The 26,846-nt window shown below is 71.0% G+C and carries 28 protein-coding genes; 13 read left to right on the forward strand and 15 right to left on the reverse strand.

Going from position 1 to position 26,846, the window contains the following annotated elements; translation table 11 throughout:
• Nucleotides 1–59: 59 nt before the first annotated feature.
• On the forward strand, nt 60–410 hold the full coding sequence (locus tag ACFSOX_RS00740) for a carboxymuconolactone decarboxylase family protein (RefSeq protein ID WP_111357509.1): 351 nt from the start codon (nt 60–62) through the stop codon (nt 408–410).
• Nucleotides 411–544: 134 nt separating this feature from the next.
• Here the strand turns inward: ACFSOX_RS00740 and ACFSOX_RS00745 are convergent, their stop codons facing one another.
• Together ACFSOX_RS00745 and ACFSOX_RS00750 are read right to left on the reverse strand one after the other, a co-directional pair.
• A complete protein-coding gene (locus ACFSOX_RS00745; protein WP_378475882.1) occupies nt 545–1,738 on the reverse strand; it encodes a YbfB/YjiJ family MFS transporter in 1,194 nt (397 codons plus the stop codon).
• Nucleotides 1,739–1,810: 72 nt separating this feature from the next.
• Nucleotides 1,811–2,791 carry a sulfurtransferase gene (locus ACFSOX_RS00750; RefSeq protein WP_378475883.1) on the reverse strand — a complete coding sequence of 327 codons (981 nt, stop codon included), beginning with the start codon at nt 2,789–2,791 and terminating at the stop codon, nt 1,811–1,813.
• 236 nt (nt 2,792–3,027) lie between these two features.
• Here ACFSOX_RS00750 and petA point away from each other — a divergent pair, with 236 nt between their 5' ends.
• Nucleotides 3,028–3,564, forward strand: a complete 537-nt coding sequence (gene petA, locus ACFSOX_RS00755) for a ubiquinol-cytochrome c reductase iron-sulfur subunit (protein WP_378475884.1) — start codon at nt 3,028–3,030, stop codon at nt 3,562–3,564.
• Nucleotide 3,565: 1 nt separating this feature from the next.
• A complete protein-coding gene (locus ACFSOX_RS00760; RefSeq protein WP_378475885.1) occupies nt 3,566–3,985 on the forward strand; it encodes a NifB/NifX family molybdenum-iron cluster-binding protein in 420 nt (139 codons plus the stop codon).
• Between the two features lie 268 nt (nt 3,986–4,253).
• Here the strand turns inward: ACFSOX_RS00760 and ACFSOX_RS00765 are convergent, their stop codons facing one another.
• Complete coding sequence (locus ACFSOX_RS00765) at nt 4,254–4,457, reverse strand: YgaP family membrane protein (RefSeq protein ID WP_378475886.1); 204 nt, start codon at nt 4,455–4,457, stop codon at nt 4,254–4,256.
• Nucleotides 4,458–4,688: 231 nt separating this feature from the next.
• On the reverse strand, nt 4,689–5,396 hold the full coding sequence (locus tag ACFSOX_RS00770; protein ID WP_378475887.1) for a Crp/Fnr family transcriptional regulator: 708 nt from the start codon (nt 5,394–5,396) through the stop codon (nt 4,689–4,691).
• A 188-nt stretch (nt 5,397–5,584) separates the two neighbouring features.
• Between ACFSOX_RS00770 and ACFSOX_RS00775 the strand changes: the two genes are divergently transcribed.
• Nucleotides 5,585–6,001, forward strand: coding sequence for a DUF3830 family protein (locus tag ACFSOX_RS00775; RefSeq protein WP_378475888.1), 417 nt, complete (start codon nt 5,585–5,587; stop codon nt 5,999–6,001).
• Between the two features lie 27 nt (nt 6,002–6,028).
• Here ACFSOX_RS00775 and ACFSOX_RS00780 read toward each other — a convergent pair whose 3' ends face one another.
• A complete protein-coding gene (locus tag ACFSOX_RS00780) occupies nt 6,029–6,925 on the reverse strand; it encodes an energy transducer TonB family protein (RefSeq protein WP_378475889.1) in 897 nt (298 codons plus the stop codon).
• A gap of 163 nt (nt 6,926–7,088) precedes the next feature.
• On the opposite strand from ACFSOX_RS00780, the gene ACFSOX_RS00785 reads away from it, so the two are divergent.
• The 5 genes from ACFSOX_RS00785 (at nt 7,089) to ACFSOX_RS00805 (ending at nt 11,921) form a co-directional block, all read left to right on the forward strand.
• Nucleotides 7,089–9,314: a TonB-dependent receptor gene (locus ACFSOX_RS00785; protein WP_378475890.1), complete on the forward strand. Its 2,226-nt coding sequence runs from the start codon at nt 7,089–7,091 to the stop codon at nt 9,312–9,314.
• A 621-nt stretch (nt 9,315–9,935) separates the two neighbouring features.
• A complete protein-coding gene (locus ACFSOX_RS00790; RefSeq protein ID WP_378475891.1) occupies nt 9,936–10,136 on the forward strand; it encodes a hypothetical protein in 201 nt (66 codons plus the stop codon).
• Between the two features lie 196 nt (nt 10,137–10,332).
• Nucleotides 10,333–10,764, forward strand: a complete 432-nt coding sequence (locus tag ACFSOX_RS00795; RefSeq protein WP_378475892.1) for a response regulator — start codon at nt 10,333–10,335, stop codon at nt 10,762–10,764.
• 115 nt (nt 10,765–10,879) lie between these two features.
• On the forward strand, nt 10,880–11,299 hold the full coding sequence (locus ACFSOX_RS00800) for a phosphate-starvation-inducible PsiE family protein (RefSeq protein WP_378475893.1): 420 nt from the start codon (nt 10,880–10,882) through the stop codon (nt 11,297–11,299).
• A 250-nt stretch (nt 11,300–11,549) separates the two neighbouring features.
• Nucleotides 11,550–11,921 carry a hypothetical protein gene (locus ACFSOX_RS00805; protein ID WP_378475894.1) on the forward strand — a complete coding sequence of 124 codons (372 nt, stop codon included), beginning with the start codon at nt 11,550–11,552 and terminating at the stop codon, nt 11,919–11,921.
• 34 nt (nt 11,922–11,955) lie between these two features.
• On the opposite strand, the gene ACFSOX_RS00810 is transcribed toward ACFSOX_RS00805, so the two are convergent.
• The 7 genes from ACFSOX_RS00810 to ACFSOX_RS00840 all read right to left on the reverse strand — a co-directional run bounded on the left by ACFSOX_RS00810 (nt 11,956) and on the right by ACFSOX_RS00840 (nt 18,847).
• Complete coding sequence (locus ACFSOX_RS00810) at nt 11,956–12,438, reverse strand: hypothetical protein (protein WP_378475895.1); 483 nt, start codon at nt 12,436–12,438, stop codon at nt 11,956–11,958.
• A 135-nt stretch (nt 12,439–12,573) separates the two neighbouring features.
• Nucleotides 12,574–12,840, reverse strand: coding sequence for a hypothetical protein (locus tag ACFSOX_RS00815; RefSeq protein ID WP_378475896.1), 267 nt, complete (start codon nt 12,838–12,840; stop codon nt 12,574–12,576).
• A gap of 127 nt (nt 12,841–12,967) precedes the next feature.
• The gene (locus tag ACFSOX_RS00820; RefSeq protein ID WP_378475897.1) at nt 12,968–14,809 is read right to left on the reverse strand and encodes a thiamine pyrophosphate-binding protein; all 1,842 of its coding nucleotides are present in this window, start codon (nt 14,807–14,809) and stop codon (nt 12,968–12,970) included.
• Nucleotides 14,810–14,929: 120 nt separating this feature from the next.
• Nucleotides 14,930–15,664 carry a Crp/Fnr family transcriptional regulator gene (locus tag ACFSOX_RS00825; protein ID WP_378475898.1) on the reverse strand — a complete coding sequence of 245 codons (735 nt, stop codon included), beginning with the start codon at nt 15,662–15,664 and terminating at the stop codon, nt 14,930–14,932.
• Nucleotides 15,661–17,058 (reverse strand): cytochrome-c peroxidase, encoded by a 1,398-nt coding sequence (locus tag ACFSOX_RS00830; RefSeq protein WP_378475899.1) that lies wholly within the window; start codon nt 17,056–17,058, stop codon nt 15,661–15,663. The genes ACFSOX_RS00825 and ACFSOX_RS00830 overlap by 4 nt, the downstream gene beginning before the upstream one ends.
• Before the next feature lie 69 nt (nt 17,059–17,127).
• Nucleotides 17,128–17,439 (reverse strand): DUF4242 domain-containing protein, encoded by a 312-nt coding sequence (locus ACFSOX_RS00835; protein WP_378475900.1) that lies wholly within the window; start codon nt 17,437–17,439, stop codon nt 17,128–17,130.
• A gap of 154 nt (nt 17,440–17,593) precedes the next feature.
• Nucleotides 17,594–18,847 carry a lytic murein transglycosylase gene (locus ACFSOX_RS00840; RefSeq protein ID WP_378476090.1) on the reverse strand — a complete coding sequence of 418 codons (1,254 nt, stop codon included), beginning with the start codon at nt 18,845–18,847 and terminating at the stop codon, nt 17,594–17,596.
• A 407-nt stretch (nt 18,848–19,254) separates the two neighbouring features.
• On the opposite strand from ACFSOX_RS00840, the gene ACFSOX_RS00845 reads away from it, so the two are divergent.
• Nucleotides 19,255–21,213 (forward strand): methyl-accepting chemotaxis protein, encoded by a 1,959-nt coding sequence (locus ACFSOX_RS00845; RefSeq protein ID WP_378475901.1) that lies wholly within the window; start codon nt 19,255–19,257, stop codon nt 21,211–21,213.
• Between the two features lie 79 nt (nt 21,214–21,292).
• On the opposite strand, the gene ACFSOX_RS00850 is transcribed toward ACFSOX_RS00845, so the two are convergent.
• Together ACFSOX_RS00850 and ACFSOX_RS00855 are read right to left on the reverse strand one after the other, a co-directional pair.
• Complete coding sequence (locus ACFSOX_RS00850; RefSeq protein WP_378475902.1) at nt 21,293–21,724, reverse strand: CBS domain-containing protein; 432 nt, start codon at nt 21,722–21,724, stop codon at nt 21,293–21,295.
• Between the two features lie 346 nt (nt 21,725–22,070).
• On the reverse strand, nt 22,071–22,805 hold the full coding sequence (locus ACFSOX_RS00855; RefSeq protein ID WP_378475903.1) for a rhomboid family intramembrane serine protease: 735 nt from the start codon (nt 22,803–22,805) through the stop codon (nt 22,071–22,073).
• A gap of 353 nt (nt 22,806–23,158) precedes the next feature.
• Here ACFSOX_RS00855 and ACFSOX_RS00860 point away from each other — a divergent pair, with 353 nt between their 5' ends.
• Nucleotides 23,159–23,749 carry a PAS domain-containing protein gene (locus ACFSOX_RS00860; protein ID WP_378475904.1) on the forward strand — a complete coding sequence of 197 codons (591 nt, stop codon included), beginning with the start codon at nt 23,159–23,161 and terminating at the stop codon, nt 23,747–23,749.
• On the opposite strand, the gene ACFSOX_RS00865 is transcribed toward ACFSOX_RS00860, so the two are convergent.
• Nucleotides 23,750–24,559, reverse strand: a complete 810-nt coding sequence (locus ACFSOX_RS00865) for a TetR/AcrR family transcriptional regulator C-terminal domain-containing protein (RefSeq protein WP_378475905.1) — start codon at nt 24,557–24,559, stop codon at nt 23,750–23,752.
• A 465-nt stretch (nt 24,560–25,024) separates the two neighbouring features.
• Between ACFSOX_RS00865 and ACFSOX_RS00870 the strand changes: the two genes are divergently transcribed.
• Together ACFSOX_RS00870 and ACFSOX_RS00875 are read left to right on the forward strand one after the other, a co-directional pair.
• On the forward strand, nt 25,025–25,639 hold the full coding sequence (locus tag ACFSOX_RS00870; RefSeq protein WP_378475906.1) for a PilZ domain-containing protein: 615 nt from the start codon (nt 25,025–25,027) through the stop codon (nt 25,637–25,639).
• A gap of 520 nt (nt 25,640–26,159) precedes the next feature.
• Nucleotides 26,160–26,777: a transglutaminase-like cysteine peptidase gene (locus ACFSOX_RS00875; RefSeq protein ID WP_378475907.1), complete on the forward strand. Its 618-nt coding sequence runs from the start codon at nt 26,160–26,162 to the stop codon at nt 26,775–26,777.
• Nucleotides 26,778–26,846: the final 69 nt, after the last annotated feature.

Consider the following 26,846-nt stretch of genomic DNA (forward strand, 5'->3'; position numbering starts at 1 on the left):
CGGCGCCGGTCGGCGGGCCGGCATGACAAGCGTTCGAAGAAGACTCGAGGAGAACAGTCGTGAAGACCAACTGGCCCGAATTGATGAAGGAGCTGGGCGTCAGCCTGAAGGATCTGCGCGGCGGCGCCCCCGACGTCATGAAGGGCTTTTCCGCGATGGCGCAGGCGGCGCTCGCGCCGAAGGCGCTCGACACCAAGACCAAGGAGCTGATCGCACTCGCCATCGGGGTCGCGATCCGCTGCGACGACTGCATCGCCTTCCACGTCAAGGCGGCGATCGAGCAGGGTGCCACCAAGGAGGAGCTGATGGAGACGCTCGGTATGGCCGTCTACATGGGCGCCGGCCCGAGCGTCATGTACGCCTCGCACGCGGTCGAGGCCTGGGGTCAGATCGCGCCGAAGAAGGATTGAGGCCGGTCGGTGTCGTTCCGGGGCGCGGGCCGACGGCTCGCGAACCCGGACTCCAACGGTGATCTCGGGCGCGTGTCGCTGGATTCCGGGTTCGCTGCTCCGCAGCGCCCCGGAATGACCGGCCGGGGCCTTCCTCAGACCGTGTGCCGCCGCCGCGCGTCGATCACGGCCGCCACCCGGTCGAGCAGCAGCGCCAGCGCGAAGGCGCCGGCGCCGAATCCGAACAGCACGCGGTGGTCGCCCGTGTGGGCGAAGACGACCGACAGCAGCCAGGCGGAGCCCGCCTGGCCGAGCGAGAACACGATGGTGCCGCGGCTCCAGGCGATCTGCTGGCGCACCGGATCGTGGAAGATCTCGCGCAGCCGCCCGAGCACCAGGGGCGCCGAGCCCGGCACATAGGCGCCGACCACCACGCTGGTGAGGGCGAGCGCCAGTGGACCGGTCGAGATCAGCAGCACTCCGATGGCGCCGATCTGCAGCGTCAGCGCGCAGGCGAGCGCGTTGTCGAAGCCGATGCGGTCGGCGAGCGCCCCGAAGATCGCCGGGCCGACCGTGGCGCTCGCCCCGAACACCACCCACCAGCCGGAGCCCGCCGTGATGCCGGCGCCGAGCCCGCGGGCGACGAAGTCGACCAGGAACACCATGTGGGGCACCAGCCCCGCGGCGATCACGCCGTAGACGACGATCAGCACCGTGGCGGAGAGCGGCCACGGCCGACCGGTCGTCGCCGCGACCGTGTCCCCGCGCGACATCGCGATGTCGGGGGGCCAGCCGCGCCAGGTGGCGACCGTCACGCCGACGGCGAGCGCGCCGACCGTCGCCCAGGCGGCGCCGAGCCCGACCGTCAGGAGTAACGGCACCAGGATGCCGGAGCCGGCGATGCCGAGCCCGACGCCGGCGAAGATCAGCCCGCCGGCGAGGCCGCGGCGGGCGGGCGGCACGATGCGCAACGCGGCCGGCGCGGCGATCACCATCAGGGCGCCGCCGGTGAGGCCCGACACGAATCGCCACAGCACGAACCACCAGAAGGGCAGGGGCGCGGCGCAAGCCAGGAAGGTGGCGGCGGTGGCGAGCATCAGGAGCGGGGCGGCGCGCGACGCATGCGCCATCAGACGACGGCCGGCGATCGCGCCCAGAAGATAGCCGCCGAGATTGGCGGCGCCGAGATAAGCGGCCTGGTCGGGCCCGAACCAGCCGGCCGCCACCACGGCGGGCAGCAGCGGCGTGTAGGCGAAGCGCGCGAGCCCCACTCCGACGAACAGGGCCGCGAGCGCGGCGAGGATCGCCGACGCGGTGCGTGGCGGCGGTGCGGGGGGCGTCTCGGTCATGCGGTCTCCGGCCGGCGGGGCCGGGACTGTAGGGGAGACTCGGCTAACCTGGAACCCGATTGTCGCCGGCGCTCAGGGCACCGGACGCTGGTCCGCCGGCAGGAGGCCGGTCGCGCAGCAGACCTGCGGGCCCTCGCCGGTCTCGACCGGGGTGTCGGGGCGCGCCGCCCAGGCCGACCACGACAGCTTGTACAATCGCACGTTCCGGAACCCGAGCTCCTTGAGGAGGCCGAAGGTCTCCGAGGCGCGGCCGCCGGTCTGGCAATACACGATCGTCTCCTTGTCCGGATCGAGCCCGGCATAGAGGCGCTTCAGGTCGTCGACGGGCTTGAGCGCCATGCCGCGCGTGTCGCTCGCCTGGCGCCGCGCCAGCTTCACGGCCGTGTCGGGATCCACCCAGTTCCATTCGTAGGGAATGCTGACCGCGCCCGGCACGTGGCCGCCGCGCGGCGCGCGAACATCGCGGCCGGCGAACTCGGCCGGCGTGCGAGCGTCGACGATCTGCACGTCGGGCCGGCCGAGCCGCGCCTTCAGCTCGTCGGTGGTCACCGACAGCCGCGGGTCGGGGGCGATCCGAACCGCGACGGGCGGGCGCCGCACGTCGCCCGCTTCGAGCGGCCGGCCCGCCTCGTGCCAACCATCGATGCCGTCGTGGAACACGACGACCTTGCGGGCACCGAAATACTGCGCGGCCGCGAAGGCCGCATAGGCCAGCGGGCTGCCGCGATGCGCATAGACGACGATCTCGCGCGTCAGGTCGAGCCCGGCCTCGGAGAAGTTGCGCTCGACCCGGACGAGCTCCGCGAACTCCTGCACGGTCGGCAGCCGCAGCGCGCGCTCCGCCTCGGGCACGTGGACGGCGCCGGGCAGGTGGGCCTGGCGGAACGCCGCCGCGTCACGCGCGTCCCAGACGATCGCGCCGCGCGCCATCGCGGCGACGACCTCGGGCGCGTCGACGACCACCGGGTCGGCCCGGACGACCGAGGCCGGCAGCGAGCAGAGGACGAGCGACGCGAGAAGCACCGATGCGAGGAGGAGAGGGAAGCGCGTCATCGAATGCACGACGATCCTCGTGCTGTGGAGAGTGGGGCGAGCCATGACGCAGTCGCGGCGCCCGGTCGTTGATCGAGATCAGCCGAGTCGTCGCGGATATGGCCCATAAAGGTCCGTACTGGGATATGATCCATAACGACCGTTGCGGTTGACGGAACATATTCACGTTATTACATAACAGACATTCGATACCTATTGCCGCGCGCGCAAGAGCGTGCGCCGACGAGGACATCCTCATGACCAGCATTGCCGCTTCGGATCCCAATCGTCGCGACTTTCTCTATCTCGCCACCGGGGGCGTCGCCGCCGTCGGCGTCGGCGCCGCCGTGTGGCCGCTCGTCGACCAGATGAATCCCGACCGCTCGACGATCGCGGCCGGCGTGCCGATCGAGATCGGCCTTGCCGCCATCGCGCCGGGCCAGATCATCAGCATCTTCTGGCGCGGCAAGCCGATCTTCATCCGTCACCGCACCCCCGACGAGATCGCCAAGGAGCAGGCGACGAAGCCGTCCGAGCTGATGGACCCGCAGTCCGACGCCGATCGCGTGAAGGCGGGGCGCGAGCAGTGGCTCGTCGTGTTCGCGAGCTGCACGCATCTCGGCTGCATCCCGCTCGGCAAGCAGGGCGAATGGGGGGGCTGGTTCTGCCCCTGCCACGGCTCGCAATACGACGCCTCCGGCCGCGTCCGCCACGGACCGGCGCAGCTCAACCTCCCGGTGCCTCCCTATGCGTTCGTGAACGACACGACGATCCGCATCGGCGAGGTGGCGTGAGATGACGGCAGTGACGACGACCCGCGTCGCGGTCGCGAGCGACGACTACGCGACCGTGACGGGCCATGCCGGCAAGGCGCGGCGCTTCCTGGTGTTCGAGACGCAGGGCGATGCGCCGCCCCGCGAGGTGGCACGGCTCGATCTGCCGGCCGAGCTGACCGTGCACGAGTTCGCCTGCGACGGCCCGCATCCGCTGTTCGCGGTCGAGGCCGTGACCGCCGGCAGCGCCGGCGCCGGCCTCGTGCGCCGGCTCGCCGAGCACGGCGTTACCGCAGTGCTCACCGCCGAGCGCGATCCGGTCACGGCGGTCGCGCGCTGGGCGTCCGGCACGCTCGCGCCGGCCGGCGGCCGTGATCACGATCATGATCATGATCACGATCACGATGACGGTCATGGCGGCTGCGGCTGCACCTGCGGGTGAGGCGACCGGACATCGATCTCCAACCCGACTTTGAACACTCGTCATTTCGGGCCGCGGACCGTCAGGTTCGCGAGCCCGGAATCGATGTGCTCTGGACAGGCGCTTCACGGTAGACAGGGGGTGGAGCCCGGGCTCGGTGCTTGCGCGCCGCTTCGGGACGACCGGCAACGCGGCCCGGAAACGACAATCGCCGGGCGGGGGATGGTCCCGCCCGGCGATCGTGGGTCTGCGGCGCCGGCTCGTGGCAAACCGCGTCGCAGCGGACGGCTCAGCGCTTGGCCGGCTCCTTGGTGCCGCAGGTGTTGATCCCGAAGAGCGGGTAGGCCGGGCAGTAGGCGATCAGCGCGGTCGCCAGCGGCAGCACGCCGATCCACGCCCAGGTCGGGCCGCCGCCCTTCCACGCCCAGTAGATCAGGGCGATGCCGACGATCCCGCGGACGGCGCGGTCCATCATTCCGATGTTTTTCGTCATGTCGTATCCCTCGCTCGGTTCGACGCAATTCGATGACCGAGACGTAGGCGCGCAACACGCCTGTCGTCTGTGACGAAGTCACGGTGACGTCGGGAACCCGGCGAACCACCGTGACGGTGATCTCTCCGACGGCGATAGTCTAGCGCAGATCGGCGCCTTCGGCGGCAGCTTTTCGGGTGCTGCGACGAAATCGCCCGCGCGCCCCACCGGTGTCCCGCCGGCGCCGGCCCGTCAGGCCGGTGCGCCGCCGGCCGCGGCCCGCAGCGAGGCGGCGTTGCGCACCTCGATGCGGTTGCGGGCGAGCGACACCCAGCCGCGCTTCTCGAAGCTTTTCAGATGCCGGCTCACCACCTCGCGGGCGCTGCCGATCTCGGCGGCGAGCTGCTGATGCGTGATCGACAACGCCTTGCGGTCGGCCGCGAGCGCCAGCAGGCGGGCGGCGAGGCGCGACGGGATCGACTCGAAGGTGACGTTCTGGATGACCCGCATCAGGTCGGCCATCCGCTCGGCATGGGCCAGGAACACGAAGCTGCGGAATCCGCCGGAGCGCCCCATCAGCTCGTCGAAGGTGCCGCCCGGCAGCGCCACCGCGGTCACCGGCGTCTCGGTGACGGCGAAGGCGCTGTAGCGTTCGGCGGCGAGCAGCGCCATCGTGGTGAGGATGCAGATGCTGCCCGGCCCGAGCCGGTAGAGCACGATCTCGTTGCCGTCCTGGTCGAGCTGGTAGACCCGCACGCTGCCGCCGGTGACGAACAGGAAGGCGCCGCAGGCCTGGTGCGGCTCGAACACCGTGGTGCCGGCCGGCAGCGCCGCCGGGACCGCGCGCGCCACCACCAGCTCGCGCTCCGCCGCCGGCAGGCCGGCGAGCGGCGGAAACAGGGTGATCCAGCCGGCGTCGTCCCGGTGCAAGGCGCGGTCGGTCACGGATCGGTCGGTCACGGATCGGTCCATCATGGTCGCAGATCTAGCAGTGTGGCCCGGCCGCTCTCAAGCGCGCCGGTCGACCCGACACCGTCGGCGCCGCCGCCCCGGGCTGGAAACCGGCCGAAAGGTCCGCTACCAAGCGAGGCCGCGGCGTCACCCGCGGCCTCGCCCCGCAAAAAGAACCTCCACGGATTTTAGCGACGATGAGCGACCTCCTGAAGATCACCGCCGGCCCGTTCACGTTCGACGCCCGCTTCGAGCGCGCCGCCGCGCCGAAGACCTGCGCGGCCTTCGAGAGCCGCATGCCCTATGTCAGCAAGGTCGTGCATGTGCGCTGGAGCGGCGAGGGCGTGTGGATCCCGCTCGGCGACTACTCGTTCGGGGTCGACTACGAGAACCACACGAGCTTCCCGGCGCCGGGCCAGTTCATCCTCTATCCGGGCGGCCTCAGCGAGACCGAGATTCTGCTCGCCTATGGCGGCGTGCGCTTCGCCAGCAAGGTCGGCCAGCTCGCCGGCAACCACTTCATCACCATCACGTCGAACCTCGACGACCTGCCCAAGCTCGGCCGTCTCGCCCTGTGGGAAGGCGCCCAGGCGATCCGCTTCGAGAAGGCGTGATCGCGACGCGGCGACCGGCGCGGCGGGTCAGCGCGCCGCCGCGCTCTTGGTGAAGCGGACCGGCACCACGAAGGACAGCGCCGCCTCCGCCAGCTCGGGCGGCGGCGCCGGCAGCGGCGACACGCGGTCGAGCAGGGCGAGCGCCTCCGCGTCGAGGACGGCCGAGCCGGACGACGTCGCGATCGATCGCGTCAGCACGTGCCCGTCCCGGTCGATCGTGAAGGCCACGCGGGCCGTGCCGGTGCGCCCGCGCGCCGCCCCCGGATAGCGCTTCTTGCGGTGGAGCTCGGCCAGCAGCAGCGTCTGCCAGCGCGCCATCACGGCCGGCGGCGCCTGCGCGACGACACCGGGTGCCGCGGTCGCCGGCTTCGGCGCCGGGGTGGCCGCGGCGGGTGGCGCCGCGGCCACGGGCGGCTCCGCGACCGGCAGCGGCTCGGCCGCCTTCGGCGGCGGGAGCGGCGGCGTGGGCTCCGGGATGCCGTCCGGATCGGCCGGCTTCGGCGGCTCGGGCGATCTCTCGGGCGATGGCTCGGTGGGCGGCGGGGGCTCGTCGACGACGGGTTCGGGCGGCGCCGCCTCGAGCGGCGGTGGTGGCGGCTCGGGAGCCGCTTCGGCGACCGGCGCCGGCGCCAGGTCGGCCGGCGGCGTCTCCGGCGCCGCGGCGACCACGGCGAGCTCGATCACCACCACGGGCGCGCCGCCGTCCGGGTCGGGCGGGGGCGACGCGGGCCGCGCCAGCAGGGCGCCGGCGACCGCCGCGTGCAGCCCGAGCGCCAGCAGCACCGCCGTGCGCCAATGCGCGACGTCACCGCCCACCGAGACGGCCGGCGCGGCGCGCTCCGCCGTCAGTCCGGCCATGCCGGCCGGCAGCGAATCGGCCGCCGGCTCGGTCGTCGGCGGGTCTCTGTCGGCCGTGAAATCCATGCGTTTTCGAGACGTGAGAACCCCTGCCGACGCGGTGGTCGGCATGATGTGGCGCATCGACCACAGTGTCCCGGCGATCGGCGATCGGCATTCGCGGAGCCGTTGACGGGGAGGGTCGCGAACAACGTAATAACATAACAATTCGTACTCAGGGAACTCCGAAATGAAGGTCCATCGCCTCTGGCTCCTGGGAGCCGCCAGTGTTCTCGTGACGGGAGGCGAAGGCGTCGCGCAGCAACCGCCGGAGCTGCCGGCCGTGACGGTGGCGCAGCCCAAACCAAAGCCGAAGCCTGCGGCCACGGCGCGCGTGCGTCCCCGCCCGCGACCCGCGCCGGCGGCGACCCCGGCCCCGGCCGCTCCGGCCGGGGTCGCGGCGCCCGCCACCCCGGTGGGGCCGCGCTGGGACGAGCCGGTGACCACGGCCCTGCAGAGCATGCCGTCGGGCGTCCGGGCGACCTCCACGGGTCCGGCGACGACAGCCACCGAAAGCCAGATCATCCGCGATCCCGCCGCCCAGATGGGCGACGTGGTGTTCACCCGGCCCGGCGTCACCTCGACGACCTTCGCGCCGGGCGCCAGCCGGCCGGTGATCCGCGGCCTCGAATCGGTGCGGGTGCGCGTTCAGGAGAACGGCATCGGCTCGCACGACGTGTCCGATCTCGGCGAGGATCACGGCGTTCCGATCGATCCGCTCGCGGCCAAGAAGATCGAGATCATCCGCGGTCCCGGCACGCTGCGCTACTCGTCGCAGGCGATCGGCGGCATCGCCAGCGCCACCAACGACCGCATCCCCGAGGTGCTGCCCCGGCAGGGCGTCCACGGCGAGATTCGCGCCTCCGGCGCGACCGTCGATCGCGGCTACGACGGCGCCGTGCTGGTCGACGCCGTGCATGACAAGACCGTGCTGCACGTCGACGCCTACGGCCGCCACGCCGACGACTACCGGATTCCGGGTGGCGTGCAGCCCAACACCAAGATCGGCGCCAGCGGCGAGTCGGCGGCGGTGACGCGCTTCTTCGACGGCGGCTTTGCCGGGCTCGGCATCCAGCACTACCAGAGCGTCTATCACATCCCCGGCACCGAGAGCGCGATCAACGACACGCGCATCGCGATGGAGCAGACCAAGGTCACGGGGCGCGGCGCGTGGCGGCTCGACGGCGGCGCCTTCGAGGCGGTCCGCTGGTGGGTCGGCGCCACCAACTACAAGCACCACGAGATGGGGCTCGACGAGCTGGGCATCGACGGCACGCGGGCGACTTTCGTCAATCGCCAGCAGGAGGCGCGCGCCGAGCTCGCCCATGTGCCGGTGGCGACCGCGTTCGGCGAGTTGACCGGCGTGATCGGCGCCGACACCGGGCATCGCGATCTGAACAGCGGCGGCGAGGCCGGCGGTCTGATCGGCCCGAGCACCACCGACCGGGCTGCCGTCTACACGCTCGAGCAGCTCCGCATCGCGCCGACCTGGTCGCTGGTCGCGGCCGGGCGCGTCGAGTATGCCAAGATCAGCGGCATCGCCTTCACGTTCCCGTCGCTGGTGTTCACCGGCGACGAGCCGACCTCGGCCGCCGCCTCGCGCAGCTTCGTGCCGATGAGCGTCAGCGCCGCGCTGGTGAAGGATCTGCCCTGGGCCGTGACCGCGAGCCTGACGGTGGAGCACAAGGAGCGCGCCCCCGGACCGCTCGAGCTCTACGCCCACGGCGCCCACGACGCCACCGGCACGTTCGAGATCGGCGACGCCAACCTGCAGAAGGAGAAGATGAACGCGGTCGAGCTCGGCCTGAAGCGGCAGAGCGGCGACTGGCGCTTCGAGGCCAACGCCTATTATCGCAAGTTCGACGGCTTCATCTTTCGTCAGCTCACCGGCAACCTGTGCGGCGAGGACTACGACACCTGCGGCGATCCGAACGGCGAGTTCATGCAGGTCATCTACACCCAGCTCGACGCGACCTTCCGCGGCGTCGAGCTCTACTCCCAGCTCGACGTGGCCCGCCTCGCCGGCGGCATCGTCACGCTCGAGGGTCAGTACGACTATCTGCGCGCCACCTTCGAGGGCGGCGCCAACGTACCGCGCATTCCGCCGATGCGGCTCGGTGGCGGCCTGTCGTGGCGCGACGCCAACTGGCTCGCCCGCGTCAACTTCATCCACGCCTTCGCGCAGGACGACCCGGGTGTGAACGAGACGGCGACTCCGGGCTACAACCTCCTGAAGGCCGAGCTGAGCTACACGGACAAGATCCGCGACCCGGGCTCGCCCTTCACGTCCTTCACGATCGGCGCCGTCGGCGACAATCTGCTCGACGACGACATCCGCAACAGCGTCTCGTTCCGCAAGGACGAGGTGCTGCTGCCGGGCCGCACGTTCCGGGCGTTCGCGACGCTGCGGTTCTGATCAGATCCTTTCGAGCCGCCCGCGAGAGCAGGCGCTTTGCATGACACGCCCTCCCGGCTCGGCGCCGGCGCGCCGCCCCGGGATGTCGGTGCAATTCTGCAAAGCCCTCGCCGTCGCGGAGCATCGTGAAGGAGACGCCTCGGTCCTGACGTCGGAGCGGCGTCTGTGACACAAGCGCGGAAAACGAGGTCGCGCCGCGCCCCACGATCGATCGAGAAAGAGGTATTACGTTCGCCTTCTGCATAGTTATTCATCAGTTCGCAATCCTACCAAGCGGGCTCATCCCGATTTCCGCCATGCAACGGGAATGATTCACTTGCCTCGCCCATCCTGTGGCGATGGCCCTGCGAGAGGATCCGTCGATGGCGACCCCCGACGACACGGCTCCGGTGCTCTGTGGGATCTGCGACGACGTGCTGGTCTCCGTCGCGACGCCCTGCACGGTCCAGCGCCCACGCTCGACGGAACGGCCGCGTTCGGCCGCCGTGCTGGTGTGCCGGACCTGCGGCACCCGGCAGGCCCCTCCCACCGTTCGGGGCGGCGACTATTTCGATGTCGTGATGCGGGTCCGGCCGCACCGACCGGTCTCCCGCCGAGGTTCCGCGATGTGAGGACACCCGAATGGCGGGGCGGAGCCTGTCGATCGGCGTGCTGCCCTTGACCCGCGGCGTATCGCGGGCCCGCGACCATGTCTGCGCTCTCACGGCCACCTGGCGCCGCGGCCTTCTCTCGGTGCTGGATCCGTACCGGCCCGAGGCGCACTACATGCGCGGACCGGGTCCAAAGTGGCACGCCAAGCACGGTCCGCAGGCGCGCCGTTGATCCTTGGCCCGGCGGCGCCCGCCGCACGAGGCTCCTGTCCCGCATCGTCGACGTCGTCACCGGATCGTCCGTCGTCGCGTGCGTCGCCGCGCCAGCGGCTGTCGTCGGGCGGCGGGCCGTCGCATATCGAGATTCATTAGGATCTGTGCCGATAATCGGGGACGGGGACGTCGAAAAGCGATTCGGAGGACACATCTTGCTCTTCGCCGCAGGCCCGGCCGGGGCCGCACTGCAGGAAGGCGCGATCCGCAAGACCGTTCTGGTCATCGACGACGACATCACATCCCGCACGATCATCTGTCGGGTGGCCGACCGGACCGGCTTCGCCGCCATCGGGGCCGCGAGCGTGGAGGAGGCCGAGCTGCTGGTCGGCTCGCATGCCTTCGATCTGGTCACGCTGGACGTCGTGCTGGGGGCCGCGACCGCTCACGACATGCTGGAGTCGCTGGCGCGGCTCGCCTTCGACAGGCCGATCGTGCTGGTCAGCGGCATGGACGCGGCGAGCGTCGACGCCGTGAAGGCGACGGCGCGCCGACGTGAGCTGAAGCTGCTCGACGGGCTCGCGAAGCCGATCGATATCGGCGCCCTGAAGGCCTGCTTCGAGCGCGCCATGGTGGCCCCCGCTTGAGCATGCCCTGCGACCCCGAACGGCCTCGACGGCGGCCGTCCGGGGCGCCACCATGCGTTACCGTCGGTGCCGGAGCGAATCGCCCGACGCAAGGATTTCGGCGTGAGGCCATCGCATGGCGAAACCGTCATTCAAGGACGGCACGGTCGGGCGGATCATCCACCGGGTCGAGGACGCGTTCCTGCTCGGGATCGCGCTCTTCACCGTGGTGGCGATGGGCCAGGAGGTCTACGCGATCATCCTGCGCATCAAGGTGGAGCTGAAAGACCTCCTCTTGATGTTCATCTATGTCGAGGTGCTGGGCATGGTCGGCGTCTATTACGACTCCAAGAAGATTCCCATCACACTGCCGCTGTTCATCGCCATCACGGCGCTGTCGCGGCTGGTCATCCTTCAGGGCAAGGATCAGCCGCCCGTCAATCTGCTCTACGAGAGCGGTGCGATTCTCGTCCTGGCGCTGGCCTGTGTCGTCATCACCTATCGGCATGCGTCCGAGCGCCGGGAGCGTAACCGTACCGAAGCCAACGGGGAGTAGCCGGAGTAAGACACCGGGCTGACAAGAAACCCCGTTATCGCGGTGCACAGCGACCTCTCGTCGCAACGGTATGGTGATCCCATCGGGGCGACTCTGCCGTTACAGTCGAAGGGCGTCACGGTTCCGCGGTGGAACCGTCGCCGGACCATCATGGACGGAACGCGGCGTATTCCGTCCGCCGGCGAACCTTCGATCCGCGCAAGGAAAGCCGGCCTTCGCGCACGACCGAACTGCGGCAGGAGGCCATGCGATGACGGAGATCGACGACCGCGACGACGCGGCCGGTCGGGGCGGGCGTGCCACGTCCGCGCGGCCGAGCCGGACCGGCCCCGCGGCCCGGTCCGGCGCGACCCGGCCGGGCGCGACCGAGTCGGTCGGCCCGGCGCGTCGATCGGCGGATCGGACCCAGATCGCCCGCGCCCTGCTCGACCTCGTCGTCGACGAGATCATGGGTCGCATCAAGCGCCGGCTTCCCGACGTCTCGGCGACGCCGGGCGAGCCGCGGCGGCGCCGTCAGCGGCCGGATGCGAGCGCGGCGGCCGTGCCGATCTCACCGGCACGACGGCTGCAGGGCATGGTGAAGCGGGTGGTGGTCGGCAAGCGACGCGGTGACGGCCGCTGATCGCGCAATCGCACGGCCTCGGCTGCCGCGAAATTCAGCGCGGCTCCGCCTCGCAGGCCGCCGCGGCGGCCGGATCGGGCGGGACGTGCAGCGTGACCAGGAGCCGGCACACCGCGACCAGCGACGACGTGGCGACATCGGCGCGGCCGAAGTCGACCATCATCTGCGCCGTCACGATCCGCATCGGCAGATCGACCAGCAGCGTGACGCCCTCGGTCTCGCCGCGGAGGGCGAGGATTCGGGTCTTGCCGAAGCGCTCGGCCAGCCGGCCGAAAGCGTCGCGCAGCCCGGCGAGCTCCGCTTTCGCTCGCGGTCGGTCGCGATCCGCGATCGCCCGCAAGGCGGCGCGGTTGCGGCTCTCCGCCTCGGCCACGGCGGCTTGAAACACGGCGTCGTCGTCGCCGCCGGACGACGGCGCGGCGACGGCGCATGGTGCGGCCCCGGACAGGGTCACGGCAGCCAGCAGCGCGGCGGCGAGGATCGTCAGGCGGGTCGCGAGGCGCATGTTCGGTGCCATGAGCGGTGCCGTGAGCGGAGCGGTCCGAGCCGATCATAGCCGGCTTCGCCTCCCGGCCGCGCGAGTCTCCCGCGACATGGTGAATGTGCCGTCCGACCCAGGGCCGGCCGGCGGTCGCGCTCGGCGGCGGGGTGTTCAGCCGCCGGCGCGCTGCTCGTCCTGCAGCCGCACGATCTCGCTCCCGATGATCTTGTAGAGATGGCGCAGCGCCGCGAGCTTGGCGGCACCGATGAACCGGGCTTCCGAATTGCGTGGGTGGGCCGTGCGCGGCTCGTCGATGTCCAGATCCGCGAGCGGAACCTGGAGCTCGAACCACAGCGTCGCGTTGGACACGTCCGACTGATCCGAGAAGCGGGCATGCACCGCCGTCTCGGACACCAAGGTGGTGGCGACCAATCCCATGGCGACCTCCCCTTCGGCGTTATTCTAGCGGAACGCCGCTAGTCCTCAAGGATAAGCGGATCACGTGAGGGGGGCGAGCGCGCGCACCGCGTGCGCGTCCCGCGCATGGAGACCGGCACGCCCGCGGTCACGGCGCCCGGGTGAGCGCCGCGGCGACCGCGCCGTAGCCCGGCGCGACGCTGACATCGACCACCACGACCTGTCCGGCGCGCGCCGCGGCGACCGCCTCGGCGAGCGTCGGGGCGAGCGCGTCGCCGCGCTCGACCGGGCCGAAGCCGGTCGCCCCCTGTGCCCGTGCCATCGCGGCGAGATCGATCGCCGGCTCGTCGATGCGCTGGCCGATCCACTTGTTCTCCACCGGCCGGCCGCGCATCCGCGCGACCCGCTCCTGATGGACCTCGTCGTTGTAGAAGGAGCGGTTGTTGGCGATCACGATCAGCAGCGGCAGCCGATAGTGGACGGCCGTCCACAGCGCCGTGACCCCCATCAGGAAGTCGCCGTCGCCGCACACCGCGACCGCCAGACGATCGGTATCCTTCAGGGCGAGCGCGGCCCCGACCGCGAGACCGGGCCCGGCACCGAGCCCGCCGCCGCCGTCCGAGCCGAGGAAATCGAGCGGATGGCGGAACGGCCACCATTGGCCTTGCCACGAGATGGTCGTGTGGGCGAGCGCCGCCGGTCGGTCCCCCAGCGCCGCGTGCAGGGTGCGGGCGAGGTCTTCCACCGAAATCGGACCGTCGGCAGGCGGTGCGGCGACCGGTGCCGGCACGGCCGCGACCGGTACGGCCGTGACCAACGTCGCGGTCGTCTTGCGCCGATCGCCGAGGGCGGGGAGGAGCGCCGCCACGGTCGCGTCCGGGTCGGCCGCGATCATCAGGTCCACGGGCGGCAGGCCCTGATGGTCCATGCTCCAGCCGTTGTGGAGCTGGTGGTCGAGCGACACCTGGATCACGGTCGCGGCCGGCGTCGTCTTCAGCACCGACAGCGTGCCGGCGAGGTCGATCCAGTCGAGGCTGAGGATCACGTCGGCCTCGCGCATCGCCGCGATCAGCCCCTCGCCCGGGAAGGTCGAGATCGGCCACGGATGGAGCGGATGGTCGGTCGGGAAGGCCGTGCCGGTCTTCAGGTTGGTGGCGACGCGCGCCCCGATCGCCTCGGCGAGGGCGACGCGGCGGTCCCAGGCGGCGGCATCGCGCGACACCCGGCCGGCGAGGATCAGCGGCCGCTCGGCGTTGGCGAGGAGGTCGGCGGCGCGCGCCACGAGCTCGCCCGGCGGCCCGGCGACGACGGGCGGCATGAAGCGGGCCGTCTCGAGCGCGGGCAGGGGGGCCGGCAACGCCGCCTCCTGCAGCTCGACGTCGAGCACCACATAGGTCGGCGCCTGCGGGGCGCTGTTGGCGAGCCACCAGGCGCGCATCAAGGCCTCGCGGGCGGCGCCCGGCGAGGCCGGCTGGTCGTCCCATTTGGTGTAATGCCGCACCAGCGCGGCCTGGTCGCGGGCCGTGTGGATCCACTCGATCCACGGCCGCCGCTTCGCCGCGTCGACCGGGCCGGTGGCGCCGAGGATCAGCATCGGCATCCGGTCGCACCAGGCGTTGAAGATGCCCATGGTGGCATGCATCAGTCCGACGTTCGAATGCACCGCGACCGCCATGGCGCGGCCCGTCACCTTGGCCCAGCCGTGGGCGATGGCGACGGCCGATTCCTCGTGCAGGCAGAGCAGCATCTGCGGCGCCGTGTTGCCCAGATGATTGACCAGGCTGTCGTGCAGGCCGCGGTAGCTGGCGCCCGGATTGAGCGCGATCCACGGCACGTCGAGGCGGCGCAGCATCTCGGCGACGACGTCGCTGCCGAACTGCGCGGCGTTGGCGGGGGCGAGGCCGGCGGGGCGGTCGACGGCCTCTGTGCCGACAGAGGGAGTGTCCCCGGCCCGGGACACGGGTCGGCCGGCGCGAATATCGGAAGTCATCGATCGGGGATCCTGCTTTGCGGGGTCGCGCCAGAAGACGCGATCCGCTCGTCGCATGCAACGATGGGACCACGCCGTCGACGGGCCGTGCCGGCACGCCGGAGCTGCGACCGGCGCCGGTCAGGCCGGGCAAGGGGCGGGCTTGCACCTCGGCTTCGGGCTCCGGGTCGCGGAGGCGGGCCGGGGATGGTCGCCGGGCGGCTCATCCTGCGCCAGCGCCGCCAGCGCGGCCGGACGGAGCACCGCGATCCGTCCGCGCCCGGTGGCGATCCATCCCCGGCGCACCATGCGCCCGACCAACCGGGCGACCATCTCCCGGGTGGTGCCGATGTGGCCGGCGATCTCCTGCTGGGTGTGGTGGATCTCGCCGCTGCCGCTCGCTCGGACCAGCAAGAAGCCGGCGAGCCGCTGCTCGACGGTCGAGGCGTGAACGTGGTCGAGCTCGTCCATCAGGCGGAACACCAGGGTGGACAGCGTGCGGACCGTCAGGTCTCGCACGGTCTGCTCGGTGGCGAACAGCGCGCCGTAGACGCTGCCCGGCAAGACCGCGACCGTGGTCGCCGTCTCGGTCGCCACCCAGGCCGGATAGCGGAGGTCGTTGAACAGGCTGTTGAGGGCCAGGACGCAGGTTTCGCCGGGCCCGAGGAAGTAGAGGGTCGCTTCCCGGCCTCCGGGCAGCAGAGTGTAGACACGCAGGCGCCCGTCGAGCACGAAATAGGCGCCCGACACGGCCTGCCCCTTGGTGATGATGGTCCGGCCGGCGACGAGGCGACGAACGGCGGCGCCGCTGTCGACCAGCCGCCGTCCGTCGTCCGACATGCCGCGAAACGCCGCGATCCGCTCGGCTGTGCTCATCTTTGCGCCCCGGACGACGAGACCTGCTGCGTCACCATAGCACCTCCGGATGTCGGGCGGGCGGTGACACGGGCGGCGAGCCGATCGCTCGAGAGCGCATGCAGGAACGCGACCAGATCGTCGATGTCGCGGCGGTCGAGGACGATGCGGTCGACCGACGAGAACGTCCGGTCTTCGGGCGACCAGACCGGTCGCCGGCGCAGACGGGAGTCGTCGCTGATCGTGATGTTGAGCTGTGCCGTCGCCATGATCCGGACGGCCTCGTGCAGGTCGTCGACCCGGCCGTTGTGGAAATAAGGGGCCGTCAGGGCGACGTTGCGCAGCGACGGGATGCGCCACACGCCGTGGGCTTCGCCCGGCCGGGCGCGGCCCTTGTCGTCGGCGAGGCGGCGGCGGCGCGCCTCCTCCGACCGGTCGGTCAGCAGGGCGGCATAAGGCGTCTTCGGACCGACCAGCGAGGCGCCGCTGAAGTTCGCGCCGGCGTGGCAGATCGTGCAGCCGATCGTGCCGAACAGCCACATGCCTCGCGTCTGTGCCGGCGTCATGGCGTCGGCATCGCCGGCGACGAAGCGGTCGTAGGGCGTGTCGGCCGCCACCAGGGTCCGTTCATACGCAGCGATCGCCTGCAGGACGCGGCGCAGGGTCACCGGCCGGTCGTCGCCGAAGGCACGCGCGAACGCCTCCCGATAGGACGGATCGGCCGTGATCCGTGCCTCGACCACGGCGCCGGATGGCATTGCCATCTCGTCCGGGGCGAACAGCGGACCGATCGCCTGCTCCTCCAGCGAGCCCGCCCGCCCGTCCCAGAACAGCCGGGCCTGGAAAGCGGCGTTCCACACTGTGGGGACATTGCGCCGTCCGACAGCCCCCCCGACCCCGACGCCGGTCGCGCGGCCGTCGGCGCCGGCACCAGTGCGGACATCGTGGCAGGAGGCGCACGATACGGTCCGGTCGAGCGACAGGATCGGATCGTGGAACAGGCGTTCGCCAAGCGCCGCCTTCTCGGGGGTGGTGGGGTTGTCCGGCGGAGCCGGGGCGACCGCGGGCAGCGGGCGCCAGATGCGGCCGGGCGGGGGAGCGGCCAGCGCATCCGAACGGGGGGCCGGGTCTGCGGCGTCGGCCGGCCGCTCTGGCCGGTGAGCGGCGGCGGTCAGCGGCGCGATGGTCCGATGCGGGAGCGCCGCCACGGCGACGATGATCGCCGTCTTGAGCGCGAACGCGATCACGCCGATACCGAGCGTCCCACCGAGCAGCCAGCGGCGGCCCTCCGCCGAGCCGGAGACGAGCCGGCCGGCCGGTACGAGGTCATGGCGGACCAGAAGGACGAGGACGGCCGCCGCGGTCCCGACGGCGAGCGTGCTCGCCGGCAGCAGGTCGGACAGATCGACGATCACGAGGGGCCTCTCGAACAGCGGCACATTGGTGGCGCGGCGCCGTGGGGACGCCGCCGGATTTCCGTCCGATCAGCCGGCCGGCACCGCCGCGCGCAGCAGGGTGTCCGCCGGATCGGCGATCTCCACCTCGGTGATGTCGTCGAACGGCAGGCCGACGCGGTCATGCGCTCGGCGCACCGCGTCGGCGTCGGGCGCCATGGTCAGGCAGAAGGCGCGGCCGTCGCCGAGGCCGACATGCGACCGAAGGATGACCACCCCCTCGTCCCGGCAGGCGGACTCGAAGGTCGAGAAGAAGGCCGCGAACTGCTCGCGGGTCAGCCCGTCGGGGAAGGTTTCGGTGCGCTTGTCGTGGGTGTCGATGAACAGGCGAAGGGGGCGCATCGCGAGGTCTCCAGGGCGCAGGAGCGCGCCACCCGAACGCTAGGCCCGGCCGCCCGGCCGATCTGTAGCCGAGGATACGAAGCGGCCGAGACCGACGGTGGAGACGGACACGCCGGCAGGGATGTCGGGGGCGCGCGGCGGTGCCGATGCCGCGTCACCCGCCCTGGCGCAGCCGGGCCAAAACCTTCAGGCCGGCATAGCCGTCGACCTCCATGCCGGCTTTGCGCTGGAAGGCGGCGACGGCCTTCATGGTGGTGCTGCCGACGCGGCCGTCGCTGCCGCCGGTGTCGAAGCCGGCCGCCGTGAGGCGGCGCTGGATCTCCTGCACCTCGGCCAGCGTCGGGGTGCGCTCGCCGCCCGGAAAGCCCTGCACGAACGGTCCCTGGCCGCGCAGCCGGTCGGCCAGATGGACGATCGACAGCGCGTAGGAGAAGGCCGGATTGTAGGCGTGGACGGACTGGAAGTTCCGGCCGATCAGGAAGGCCGGGCCGCCGGGCTCCGGCACGGTGAGCCGGACCTGATGGCCGGGATGCGCGAACGGGGCACCGTCGGCCCGCGTCACGCCGAGCTCGGCCCACTTGGCGTAGGTGCGATACGTCCGGCGGTCGGCCAGGCGCATGTTGAACCCGGCCGGCAGCCGCGCCTCGCAGCCCCAGGCCTCGCCCTGGGCGTACTTGCCGCGCACCAGGAGATAGCGGGCGGCGCCGGCGAGGGCGTCGTCGGGCCGGCCGAACGGCGAGATGCGGCCGTCGCCGTCGAAATCGACGCCCATGTTGAGCCACACCTCGGGCATCCACTGGGTGTGGCCCATGGCGCCGGCCCACGAGCCGATCATCTGGTCGGGATCGCCCCAGCCGCGATCGACGATGATCAGCGCATTGATCAGCTCCTGCTCCCAGTAGGCGCGCCGGCGCGGCTCGCCATAGGCGAGGGCGGCGAGCGCCGGCAGCACCGGGCGCATGTACTTTCGATTGTCGATGACGTCGCCGTAGCTCGACTCGACGCCCCACAGCGCCAGCACGATGAAGCGATCGACCCGGTACTCGCGCTCGATGCGATCGAGCAGCGCGCGCTGCTCGGCGGCACGCTGCCGCCCGGTGACGATGCGCCAGTCGGAGACACGGCGGTTGAGATACTGCCAGAGCTCCTCCTGGAACTCGGGCTGCGCGCGCTGCAGGGCGTAGACGCCGGTGTCCGGCTTCAGCCCGGTCATCACCCGATCGTAGGTCTCGCCCGAGACGCCGCGCCGAAGCGCCTTGGCCCGGAAGCTCGCGCGCCATTGGTCGAAGGAGGGCGCTGCCGCGACCTCACCGCCGACCGGGAGGACGGCGGCGAGCCCCGCCGCGACGGCGACGGCGAACGCCCGCCGGGTGAGGGCCGTCGGCACCCCGGTGCGTGCAGCGTCCAGGCGCGGCGCGTCGGCCGGGCACGCGGGGGCGAGGGGGGCGGCACTCGGCTCGGCACGCTGGCGCACGCGATCCTCCCGGGCGATTCGCGACGAGATCGGGTCCGAATCCTAAGGCCTTTTCGCGCGATTGGGAGTCGGTCGATCGAGGTCTCGGAAAATCCGGTCGCGACTAGCCCGTTTCCGTTGTGTCGCTGGTAACCACATTGAAGCAACACGGCGAAATTGCCGCCGAACGCCGCCGAGAATACGCTGTTCGACACGCGCGAAGGTAATGAAATGCCGTGAAAAAGGCTGGCCACGTTATTGCGGCCGATTTGCCACAACAGCTTTTTAACCCCGCCGTGCGAGGACTAATCCACATCGTGGTGAGAGTTCCGGGGTCCGCAATGTCGCTTCCAAGCTTCCGCTTGAGCCTTCAGGTGAAGATCGCGGCCATCGGCGCCGTCGGTCTGCTCGGCCTGTGCTTCGTCGGCGGGTTCTACCTCGTCGGCGCCAACACCCAGGAGCGCTACGAGCGCGCCGCCGACCGAGCCAGCGCCGTCGCCAAGCTCGCGACCGACGTCTCGGCCGGCATGTTCCAGGCCCGCGACGCCGAGAAGGAGTTCATGCTGACCGGCGAGGAGGCGCGCCTGCGCGATCACGAGCAGGCGGTGTCGAAGATGCTGGCGGGGTTCAAGGATCTGCAGGCCAAGCTGGCCGACATGGGCGAGGCCGATCTCGCCGAGAAGGCCGGGAAGGCACGCGCCGGCATGGAGCGCTACGCCACCCATTTCGCCACGGCGGTCGGCGCCAAGCGGACCATGGGTCTCACCAACGACAGCGGGCTCGAAGGCGCGCTGCGCAACACGGTGCGGCAGATCGAGAACGAGCTCGACAAGTTCGACGACGCCCGCCTGGTCGCCGGCATCCATCCGGTGCGCCGCTACGAGCGCGAGTTCATGCTGCGCCAGGACGGCCTCTCGCAGACCAGCTTCAAGAAGGCGCTGGCCGCCTTCGTGAGCGCCTTCCAGTCGGCCGCGCTGCCGGCCTCGACCAAGAAGCAGATGCTCGACCGTCTCGCGACCTACGAGCGTGACTTCAACGAGTGGATCAAGGCCGCCGAGGCGATCGAGCTGGCCACGACGCTCACCAAGGTCGAGTTCGGCAACGTCTCGCCCGTGGTCGACCAGATCAAGACCTCGATCGACAAGCTCTACGCCGACGCCACGGCCATGAACGCCGAGGCGCGCGAGGACACCCGCCGACAGATCCTGATCGCCATGGGCGTCGCGCTGGTGGCGGTCGCCGGCATCGGCTTCCTCATCGGCGCCAGCCTGGCGCGCCCGCTGAAGGCGATGACCAAGGCGATGCGCGAGCTCGCCGAGGGCCACATGGAGGTGGCCTTGCCCGGCCTCGGCCGCCGCGACGAGATCGGCGACATGGCCAAGGCGGTCGAGCGGTTCAAGGTCGTCGCGGTCGAGAAGGCGACCCGCGAGGCCGAGGAGCGCGAGGCGGCCTCCAAGGCCGCGGCGGCCGCCCGCAAGGCCGAGATGGCGAAGCTCGCCGACGGGTTCGAGTCGGCGGTCGGCAACATCGTCGGCAACGTGTCGAGCGCGGCGAGCCAGCTCGAGGCCGAGGCGCGTCGCCTCACCGCCACGGCGGAGACGACGCAGCGCCTCTCCAACACGGTGGCGAGCGCCTCCACCCAGGCCTCGTCCAACGTCCAGACGGTCGCCGCCTCGGCCGAGGAACTGGCCGCCTCGGTGGCCGAGATCGCCCGTCAGGTCCAGGAGTCGAGCACCATCGCCTCGCAGGCCGTCGAGCAGGCGGTGCGCACCGACAACCGCATCGGCGAACTCTCGAAGCTCGCCAGCCGGATCGGCGACGTGGTCAAGTTCATCACCGCGATCGCCGAGCAGACCAATCTCCTCGCCCTCAACGCCACCATCGAGGCGGCGCGGGCCGGCGAGGCCGGCAAGGGCTTCGCGGTCGTCGCCCAGGAGGTCAAGGCGCTGGCCGCCCAGACCGCCAAGGCGACCGACGAGATCTCCGCCCAGATCACCGGCATGCAGGCGGCGACCGCCGACTCGGTCGGGGCCATCAAGGAGATCGGCCGCACCATCAACCGGGTGTCGGAGATCGCCGGCAACATCGCCGCGGCGGTCGAGCAGCAGGGCGCCGCGACCCAGGAGATCGCCCGCAACGTCCAGCAGGCGGCGCGCGGCACCACCGAGGTGGCGAACAACATCGTCGACGTCAGCCGCGGCGCCAGCGAGACCGGGTCGTCGTCGGCCCAGGTGCTGACCGCCGCGAACTCGCTCACCCGCGAGAGCGAGCATCTCAAGGTCGAGCTGGAGGAATTCCTGCGCACCGTGCGGGCCGCATGAGACGGTCCAGCCGCGGCCACGATCGATCGACCCCGGCGTCAGCGGCGCCGGGGTTTTCTCGTGCCTGTCGGGTGGTCGATCACGCCGTGCGGATGTAGTCGCGCAGCGCGTTCGACTCCTTCTCCATCTGCTCGAGCCGCGACTTCACCACGTCGCCGATCGACACGATGCCGACGAGGCGGTCCTGCTCGACCACCGGCACGTGACGGAACTTGCCCTCCGTCATCGTCTGCATCAGCTCGCCGATGGTGTCGTGCTGGGCGCAGGTGACGACCTTGCGGGTCATGATCTCGGACACCGGCACGTCGAGCGCAGCGGCGCCGCGGGCGCCGAGCGCCTTGACGATGTCGCGCTCCGACACGATCCCGATGGTCCGGCCCTCGGTGCCCGTCACCACCACGGCGCCGATGCCCCGTTCGGTGAGCATCTTGGTCGCGGCGGCGACGGTCGCGGTCGGATCGATGGTGACGACGTCGGTGCCCTTGCGGGCCAGGATCGTCTTGACGGTCACGTTTGCCTCCCTGGCGCGGGCCGTGTGGCCGGCGCTTTCTACCGTTGACCGGCCGCCGGGGCGGGCCTGGAGCGACAAGCCGTCGGCTCGCCCTTCGGTTCCCGCCCAACCGCAGCCGGTGTCACGATCATGGGTTGTTTCAAGCAGGGCGGCAAGGCGCCCCGATGGCGTCGACCGGGGGGCGCTGGCCCCGGCGCGCTTCAAATCCCCGGGATGGGACGACCGGCGGCGGCTCGCCCGGGGGGGGGGCGGATGGCCGCCCCGAAAACGTTTTCGCCACTCGCCACCGGGCCTCGGCGGCGCCTGTTCGCGGACGGCGCGAACCGGATCGACGCCGTCCGACGGCTCATTCCACGGCGCGCGGGACCGGCACCGGGTCGAACAAGGGAAACAACAGGAGGCCGGCGACGAAGCCGCCGATATGGGCCTGCCACGCGACCGGCTGGTCGACCCCGAGCATGCCGACCGAGCCGAGCCCGAACAAGATGTTGAGGCCGAACCAGACGGCCAGGAAGCCGAGGATGCGGGGATCCTTCAGCGTGTCGACCAGCGGCGCGGCCGGCACCAGATAGGCGGTGTGGTCGGTGTTGCGGAACACCCCGAGCGGGCCGCCGACCTGGAACACGAAGCGGATCGCCGCCGCCATGAAGCCCGAGATGGCCGCCGAGGCGCCGATCATCGGCAAGAGCTCCCCCGGGTGGGTGGCGAGATGGACGGCGGCCCCGGCCGCGGCCGTGACGACGAAGAAGCCGATGAACCGAAGGGTCTCGAAGCGACGCGCCACCGCGCTGCCGAAGGGGAGCAGCCACAGCACGTTGACGCCGAGGTGGGTGAAGTCGCCGTGGATGAAGGCGTAGGTGACGAAAGTCCAGATGTCGGCGGCGAGCCCCCCCGGCAGGGCGATGTCGATCCCCGGCATCGCTCCGTAGCGGGCCGGGATGAACGCGAACAGCAAGAGGAAGTCGACGTCCTGGGACGGCGCGAGCACCAGCTCGCGGAACGCATGAACGAGGCCGAACGCTGCGACCAAGCCCGCGATCACGCTCGGGAGATTGAAGATGGGCTCGGTGCGTCGCGACATGAAGTCCCTGGGTGGCCCGCTCTGATAGGCCGTGCATCCTTGCCCTGCAAGCGGCAGCCGGCCGGACGGCCGCAAGAATTATTGCCAAGCGCGGTGAGGACAGCGGAACAACATTCGCTCGTTGCTGGAAAAATGCCTGTCGACCGACGGGGCGTCGCAGCCCCTGGACCGATCCGGGAGAGGGGCGCAGCGGCGGCTCCGGACGCGCCGTTAACCTTGATCGGACGTAAACGCCCGGGCGCAAGTCGCAACGGCTAAGAAGGCCCGGGGCGTGCTGATCGATCGAGTCGGGGGACGGCGGTGGTGCCGCTGTCCCGCTTCCGGACAGTTCGCCCGGACGCACCGTGCGACCCATGCAGATCGAGCCCATGAAGCACCCGTCGAGCCGCGAGCTGTTCCGATACTGGACGACGCTGCGCGGCGCTCGTCCGGCGCCGGAGCGCGACGAGCTCGATCCCGGCGCGTTGCGCAAGGTTCTCGGCGACAGCTTCGTCCTCACCTTCGATCCGGCCGCGGGCTTCCCGTTCCGGCTCGCCGGCACGCGGCTGTGCGGCCTCGCCGGCCGCGAGCTCAAGGGCACGGCCTTCGTCGATCTGTGGGAAACGGAGAGCCGCCCGCTGGTCACGGCGCTGCTCGGCGGGGCCGCCGACGAGGCCGCCGCCCTCGCGGCCGGGGCGGTCGGCCTCACCGACACCGAGCCGCCGATTCCGCTCGAACTCGTGCTGCTGCCGCTCGCCCACCGCCGCTCGCTGCACGAGCGGCTGCTCGGGCTCCTGGTGCCGCTCGAGATCCCGTACTGGCTGGGAATCTCGCCGGTCCGGCGGATCCGGATCGGCGCCTTCCGCAACCTGACCCCGTGGTCGTCGCCGAGCCTGGTGCCGGCGCCGCTCCCGGAGCGGACGCGCCCGCGTCTGGTGGTGCTGGAGGGTGGCCGAGTCGGCTGATCAGGCCTTTCCGTTCGGGCCGGCCGGGTCCGGCGTGGCCGGTTTCGGCGTGGCCGGTTTCGGCGTGGCCGGTTTCGGCCCATAATAGGCCAGGAACATCTCGACCGCGTGGCCGATCACCCGGGCGATCTCCTCCGGGCTCGGCGGCCCGTCGTGCCAGCGATAGAGCAGGGGCCGCAGCAGGCTCGCATGGACGAGCTCGCTGAACTGCCACGAGGCGAGCGTGGTGTCGTCGATCGCGAGCAGGCCGCGCGCCGTCATCCGATCGAAGTAGTCGGACAGGATCGAGATCCCGCAGCCGGGCCCCTCGGTGAAGAAGCTGCGGCCGATCTCCGGCATCCGCTCGGTGACGCCGAGCACGACGCGCTGCACCCGCACGGCCCAGTCGGTGGTGAGCAGCGTGACATAGGCGGTCGCCCAGCGGGTGAGGGTGGCGCGCACGTCCGGCCCGTCGTCGATCAGCGCCTTCAGCGCGGCCAGGTGCTTGTGCCGCTGGTCGGCGATCAGCGCGCAGAACAGCTCCTCCTTGTGCTCGAAATACACGTAGAGGGTGCCCTTGGAGACGCCCGCGTCGCGCGCGATGTCGTTCATCGAGGCGGCGTCGAATCCCATCGCCGAGAACACCCGCGCGGCGCCTTCCAGGATCTGCCGGCGTTTCGCCGGGTCGGTTCCGGCCGGTGTCCGGCCGCGCCGGACCACGGCGCCGTCCATCCGGCCGGCGGCCGGGCCTGCGGTGCCCTCGCTCGCTCGGGAAGGGAGCCGGGTCGCAGCGGCAGCCTCGGACGTCACCCGGCCGATTTCGTCACGCATCTTCGGTTCCTCGCCATTGCGAGCGCCAGACACCACGGCCACGGCGCGGCACGGGGCGGGGGGCGCCCGCGACACCGTGACGAACTTTATCGAACCGAACGGTTCGGTTCGCTCTTGATATCCCGTTCCATATCGGCTAGTCAATCGAACCGAACGGTTCGGTCAATGCCCGACCGACCGCCGGCCGAGGCAGCCCCCCCTGAACCCGGCCGGGCAATGCGACAGCGTGGGCGGACCCTTCTTGCCTTCGGGTCCGGCGTCGCCCGCGCCTGCGGCGGAGTGGTCGTCCGAGATGTCCCCCTCGTGACCGCTCCGCCGCCCCCTTCGGTGTCCCGACCACTGTCGCAGTCGTAGGGTCGCAGTCGGGTCGCTGCTCGCCCCATTGCGGCCCCGGGGGACGATCTTCAAGGCCTCGTTAACGCTCGGCTCCTAAGCTCGATTGGAGAAATCAGGAGAATTCGGGCAATGGCACTGGCCGCGCGCAAGCCGAGCCTTCTCGCGCTCGCCGACGAACGCCGCCGGTTCCAGCGGGTCACCGTCAACCTGCTCGGCCGCTACATGCTGTCGGACCGGCGCGAGTTCCCGTGCCAGGTCGTCAACATGTCGCCGGGCGGGCTCGCCATGATCGCCCCGGTGGCCGGCCACATGGGCGAGCGCGTCGTCGCCTATGTGGACCACGTCGGCCGCCTCGAAGGGACCGTGACCCGAGTGTTCCCGACCGGCTTCGCCATGACCTTCTCGGCGACGCCGCGCAAGCGCGACAAGCTCGCCGCCCAGCTCACCTGGCTCGCCAACCGCGACATCCTCAACCTGCCCGAGGACCGCCGCCACGGCCGCTTCGTGCCGCACAACCCGTTCACCCACATCGTCATGCCGAACGGGCTGAACCTGCGGGTCCGCATCATCGACGCGTCGCTGTCGGGTGCCGCCGTCGCGACCGACCAGCGGCCGCCGATCGGCGCCCTGATCATGGTCGGCAAGATCCAGGGCCGGGTGGTGCGCCATCTCGAGGGCGGCTTCGCGGTCGAGTTCACCCGGCTGCAGCATCCCGATTTCATCGAGGAGAGCCTGCACCCCTGAGCGGGGCGGGCGCCGGCCGAATCACGCCCGTCGCGATCTCGGACGATCGCCGCCGGACATGCGCCGCATGACCGGCGCCGTCTTCGCGCGCTCTCGGCGATGCCGCGGCTGGCCGGATTTCGCCGGTGCGCCGGCCGGCGCCATGCCGCTGCGAGTCCCGATCCTCCACCTCTGGTAAACAAACCGTGCCGCGCCGGAGCCGCCGCAGCACGCCCATCCGGCCTGTCGCGCCACGTCCGGGACTGCCGCAGCGACCCCGCGCGAGGCGGCGACGGCGCGTTCAGCCGAATGCGGCGACCTCGGGGCAGGGGGCTAACATGCTGATTTCAAACGCGCCGTCGGCAGATCGCTAAAAATTGAGTCAAATCCAGTTGTCTGGCATTTTAATCAAAGTCGCCCCGCATTCGAATTAAACAAAGGACTGTATTGATCTAGTATTGCCTTGAGTTAAGCGCATCGACTTAGCGGCAATTCAAAGGTTGTATGGGAGAGTTGACCCTGTAGACGGGAGGGGTCAACGATGAAGTGTCGTCCCAGACGCGCTCTGGCTGCTGCATGGTCCGCCGCACTGCTCGGCGTGCTGGTCGGACAGGCCGACGCGCTCGATCGTCCGCTCTTCGCCTCCGTGCAGGATACGGCCCGTCCGCCGATCGGCTGGGTCTCGTTCTGTGCCGACCGGCCGCGCGATTGCGCGACCGCCCCGACCGCCCCGCGCGACGTCGTGCTGTCGCCGCGCGCCTGGCGCGACCTCGTCCGCGTCAACCGCTGGGCGAACGAGACCATCAAGCCCCTGACCGACATGGATCACTGGGGCGTCGTCGAGAAGTGGTCCTATCCGGACGACGGCTACGGCGATTGCGAGGACTACGTGCTGCTCAAGCGGCGCATGCTGATCGACGCCGGCTGGCCCCGCGAGGCCCTGCTCATCACGGTCGTGCGCGACCGCAAGGACGAAGGCCACGCGGTGCTGACCGTCAAGACCGACAAGGGCGAGTTCGTGCTCGACAACCAGGTCGACGAGATCCTCCCCTGGTCGGAGACCGGCTACCGGTTCGTCAAGCGCCAGTCGCAGTCCGACCCGAACCTGTGGGTCTCGCTCGGCGACGGCCGCGCGATCTCCACCGCGGCGCCCCGTTAGGCGACGGCGCCGCGGTCCCGGCGCCCGCCCGCGCCGGTCCACCGGCAAACGACTGAACATCGTGGGAAA

The organism is Rhodoplanes azumiensis (assembly GCF_042682915.1).
Classification (GTDB): domain Bacteria; phylum Pseudomonadota; class Alphaproteobacteria; order Rhizobiales; family Xanthobacteraceae; genus Rhodoplanes; species Rhodoplanes azumiensis.

What these genes read in the sequence shown, in the direction of transcription:
- ACFSOX_RS00875 (WP_378475907.1), top strand. Translation starts at nt 26,160, where the DNA reads ATGAAGTGTCGTCCCAGACGCGCTCTGGCTGCTGCATGGTCCGCCGCA.
- petA (WP_378475884.1), top strand. Translation starts at nt 3,028, where the DNA reads ATGACCAGCATTGCCGCTTCGGATCCCAATCGTCGCGACTTTCTCTAT.
- ACFSOX_RS00745 (WP_378475882.1), bottom strand. Translation starts at nt 1,738, where the DNA reads ATGACCGAGACGCCCCCCGCACCGCCGCCACGCACCGCGTCGGCGATC.
- ACFSOX_RS00855 (WP_378475903.1), bottom strand. Translation starts at nt 22,805, where the DNA reads ATGTCGCGACGCACCGAGCCCATCTTCAATCTCCCGAGCGTGATCGCG.
- ACFSOX_RS00870 (WP_378475906.1), top strand. Translation starts at nt 25,025, where the DNA reads ATGGCACTGGCCGCGCGCAAGCCGAGCCTTCTCGCGCTCGCCGACGAA.
- ACFSOX_RS00825 (WP_378475898.1), bottom strand. Translation starts at nt 15,664, where the DNA reads ATGAGCACAGCCGAGCGGATCGCGGCGTTTCGCGGCATGTCGGACGAC.
- ACFSOX_RS00815 (WP_378475896.1), bottom strand. Translation starts at nt 12,840, where the DNA reads ATGGGATTGGTCGCCACCACCTTGGTGTCCGAGACGGCGGTGCATGCC.
- ACFSOX_RS00775 (WP_378475888.1), top strand. Translation starts at nt 5,585, where the DNA reads ATGAGCGACCTCCTGAAGATCACCGCCGGCCCGTTCACGTTCGACGCC.
- ACFSOX_RS00805 (WP_378475894.1), top strand. Translation starts at nt 11,550, where the DNA reads ATGACGGAGATCGACGACCGCGACGACGCGGCCGGTCGGGGCGGGCGT.
- ACFSOX_RS00750 (WP_378475883.1), bottom strand. Translation starts at nt 2,791, where the DNA reads ATGACGCGCTTCCCTCTCCTCCTCGCATCGGTGCTTCTCGCGTCGCTC.
- ACFSOX_RS00835 (WP_378475900.1), bottom strand. Translation starts at nt 17,439, where the DNA reads ATGCGCCCCCTTCGCCTGTTCATCGACACCCACGACAAGCGCACCGAA.
- ACFSOX_RS00790 (WP_378475891.1), top strand. Translation starts at nt 9,936, where the DNA reads ATGGCGGGGCGGAGCCTGTCGATCGGCGTGCTGCCCTTGACCCGCGGC.
- ACFSOX_RS00865 (WP_378475905.1), bottom strand. Translation starts at nt 24,559, where the DNA reads ATGCGTGACGAAATCGGCCGGGTGACGTCCGAGGCTGCCGCTGCGACC.
- ACFSOX_RS00800 (WP_378475893.1), top strand. Translation starts at nt 10,880, where the DNA reads ATGGCGAAACCGTCATTCAAGGACGGCACGGTCGGGCGGATCATCCAC.
- ACFSOX_RS00820 (WP_378475897.1), bottom strand. Translation starts at nt 14,809, where the DNA reads ATGACTTCCGATATTCGCGCCGGCCGACCCGTGTCCCGGGCCGGGGAC.
- ACFSOX_RS00860 (WP_378475904.1), top strand. Translation starts at nt 23,159, where the DNA reads ATGCAGATCGAGCCCATGAAGCACCCGTCGAGCCGCGAGCTGTTCCGA.
- ACFSOX_RS00785 (WP_378475890.1), top strand. Translation starts at nt 7,089, where the DNA reads ATGAAGGTCCATCGCCTCTGGCTCCTGGGAGCCGCCAGTGTTCTCGTG.
- ACFSOX_RS00765 (WP_378475886.1), bottom strand. Translation starts at nt 4,457, where the DNA reads ATGACGAAAAACATCGGAATGATGGACCGCGCCGTCCGCGGGATCGTC.
- ACFSOX_RS00780 (WP_378475889.1), bottom strand. Translation starts at nt 6,925, where the DNA reads ATGGATTTCACGGCCGACAGAGACCCGCCGACGACCGAGCCGGCGGCC.
- ACFSOX_RS00810 (WP_378475895.1), bottom strand. Translation starts at nt 12,438, where the DNA reads ATGGCACCGAACATGCGCCTCGCGACCCGCCTGACGATCCTCGCCGCC.
- ACFSOX_RS00760 (WP_378475885.1), top strand. Translation starts at nt 3,566, where the DNA reads ATGACGGCAGTGACGACGACCCGCGTCGCGGTCGCGAGCGACGACTAC.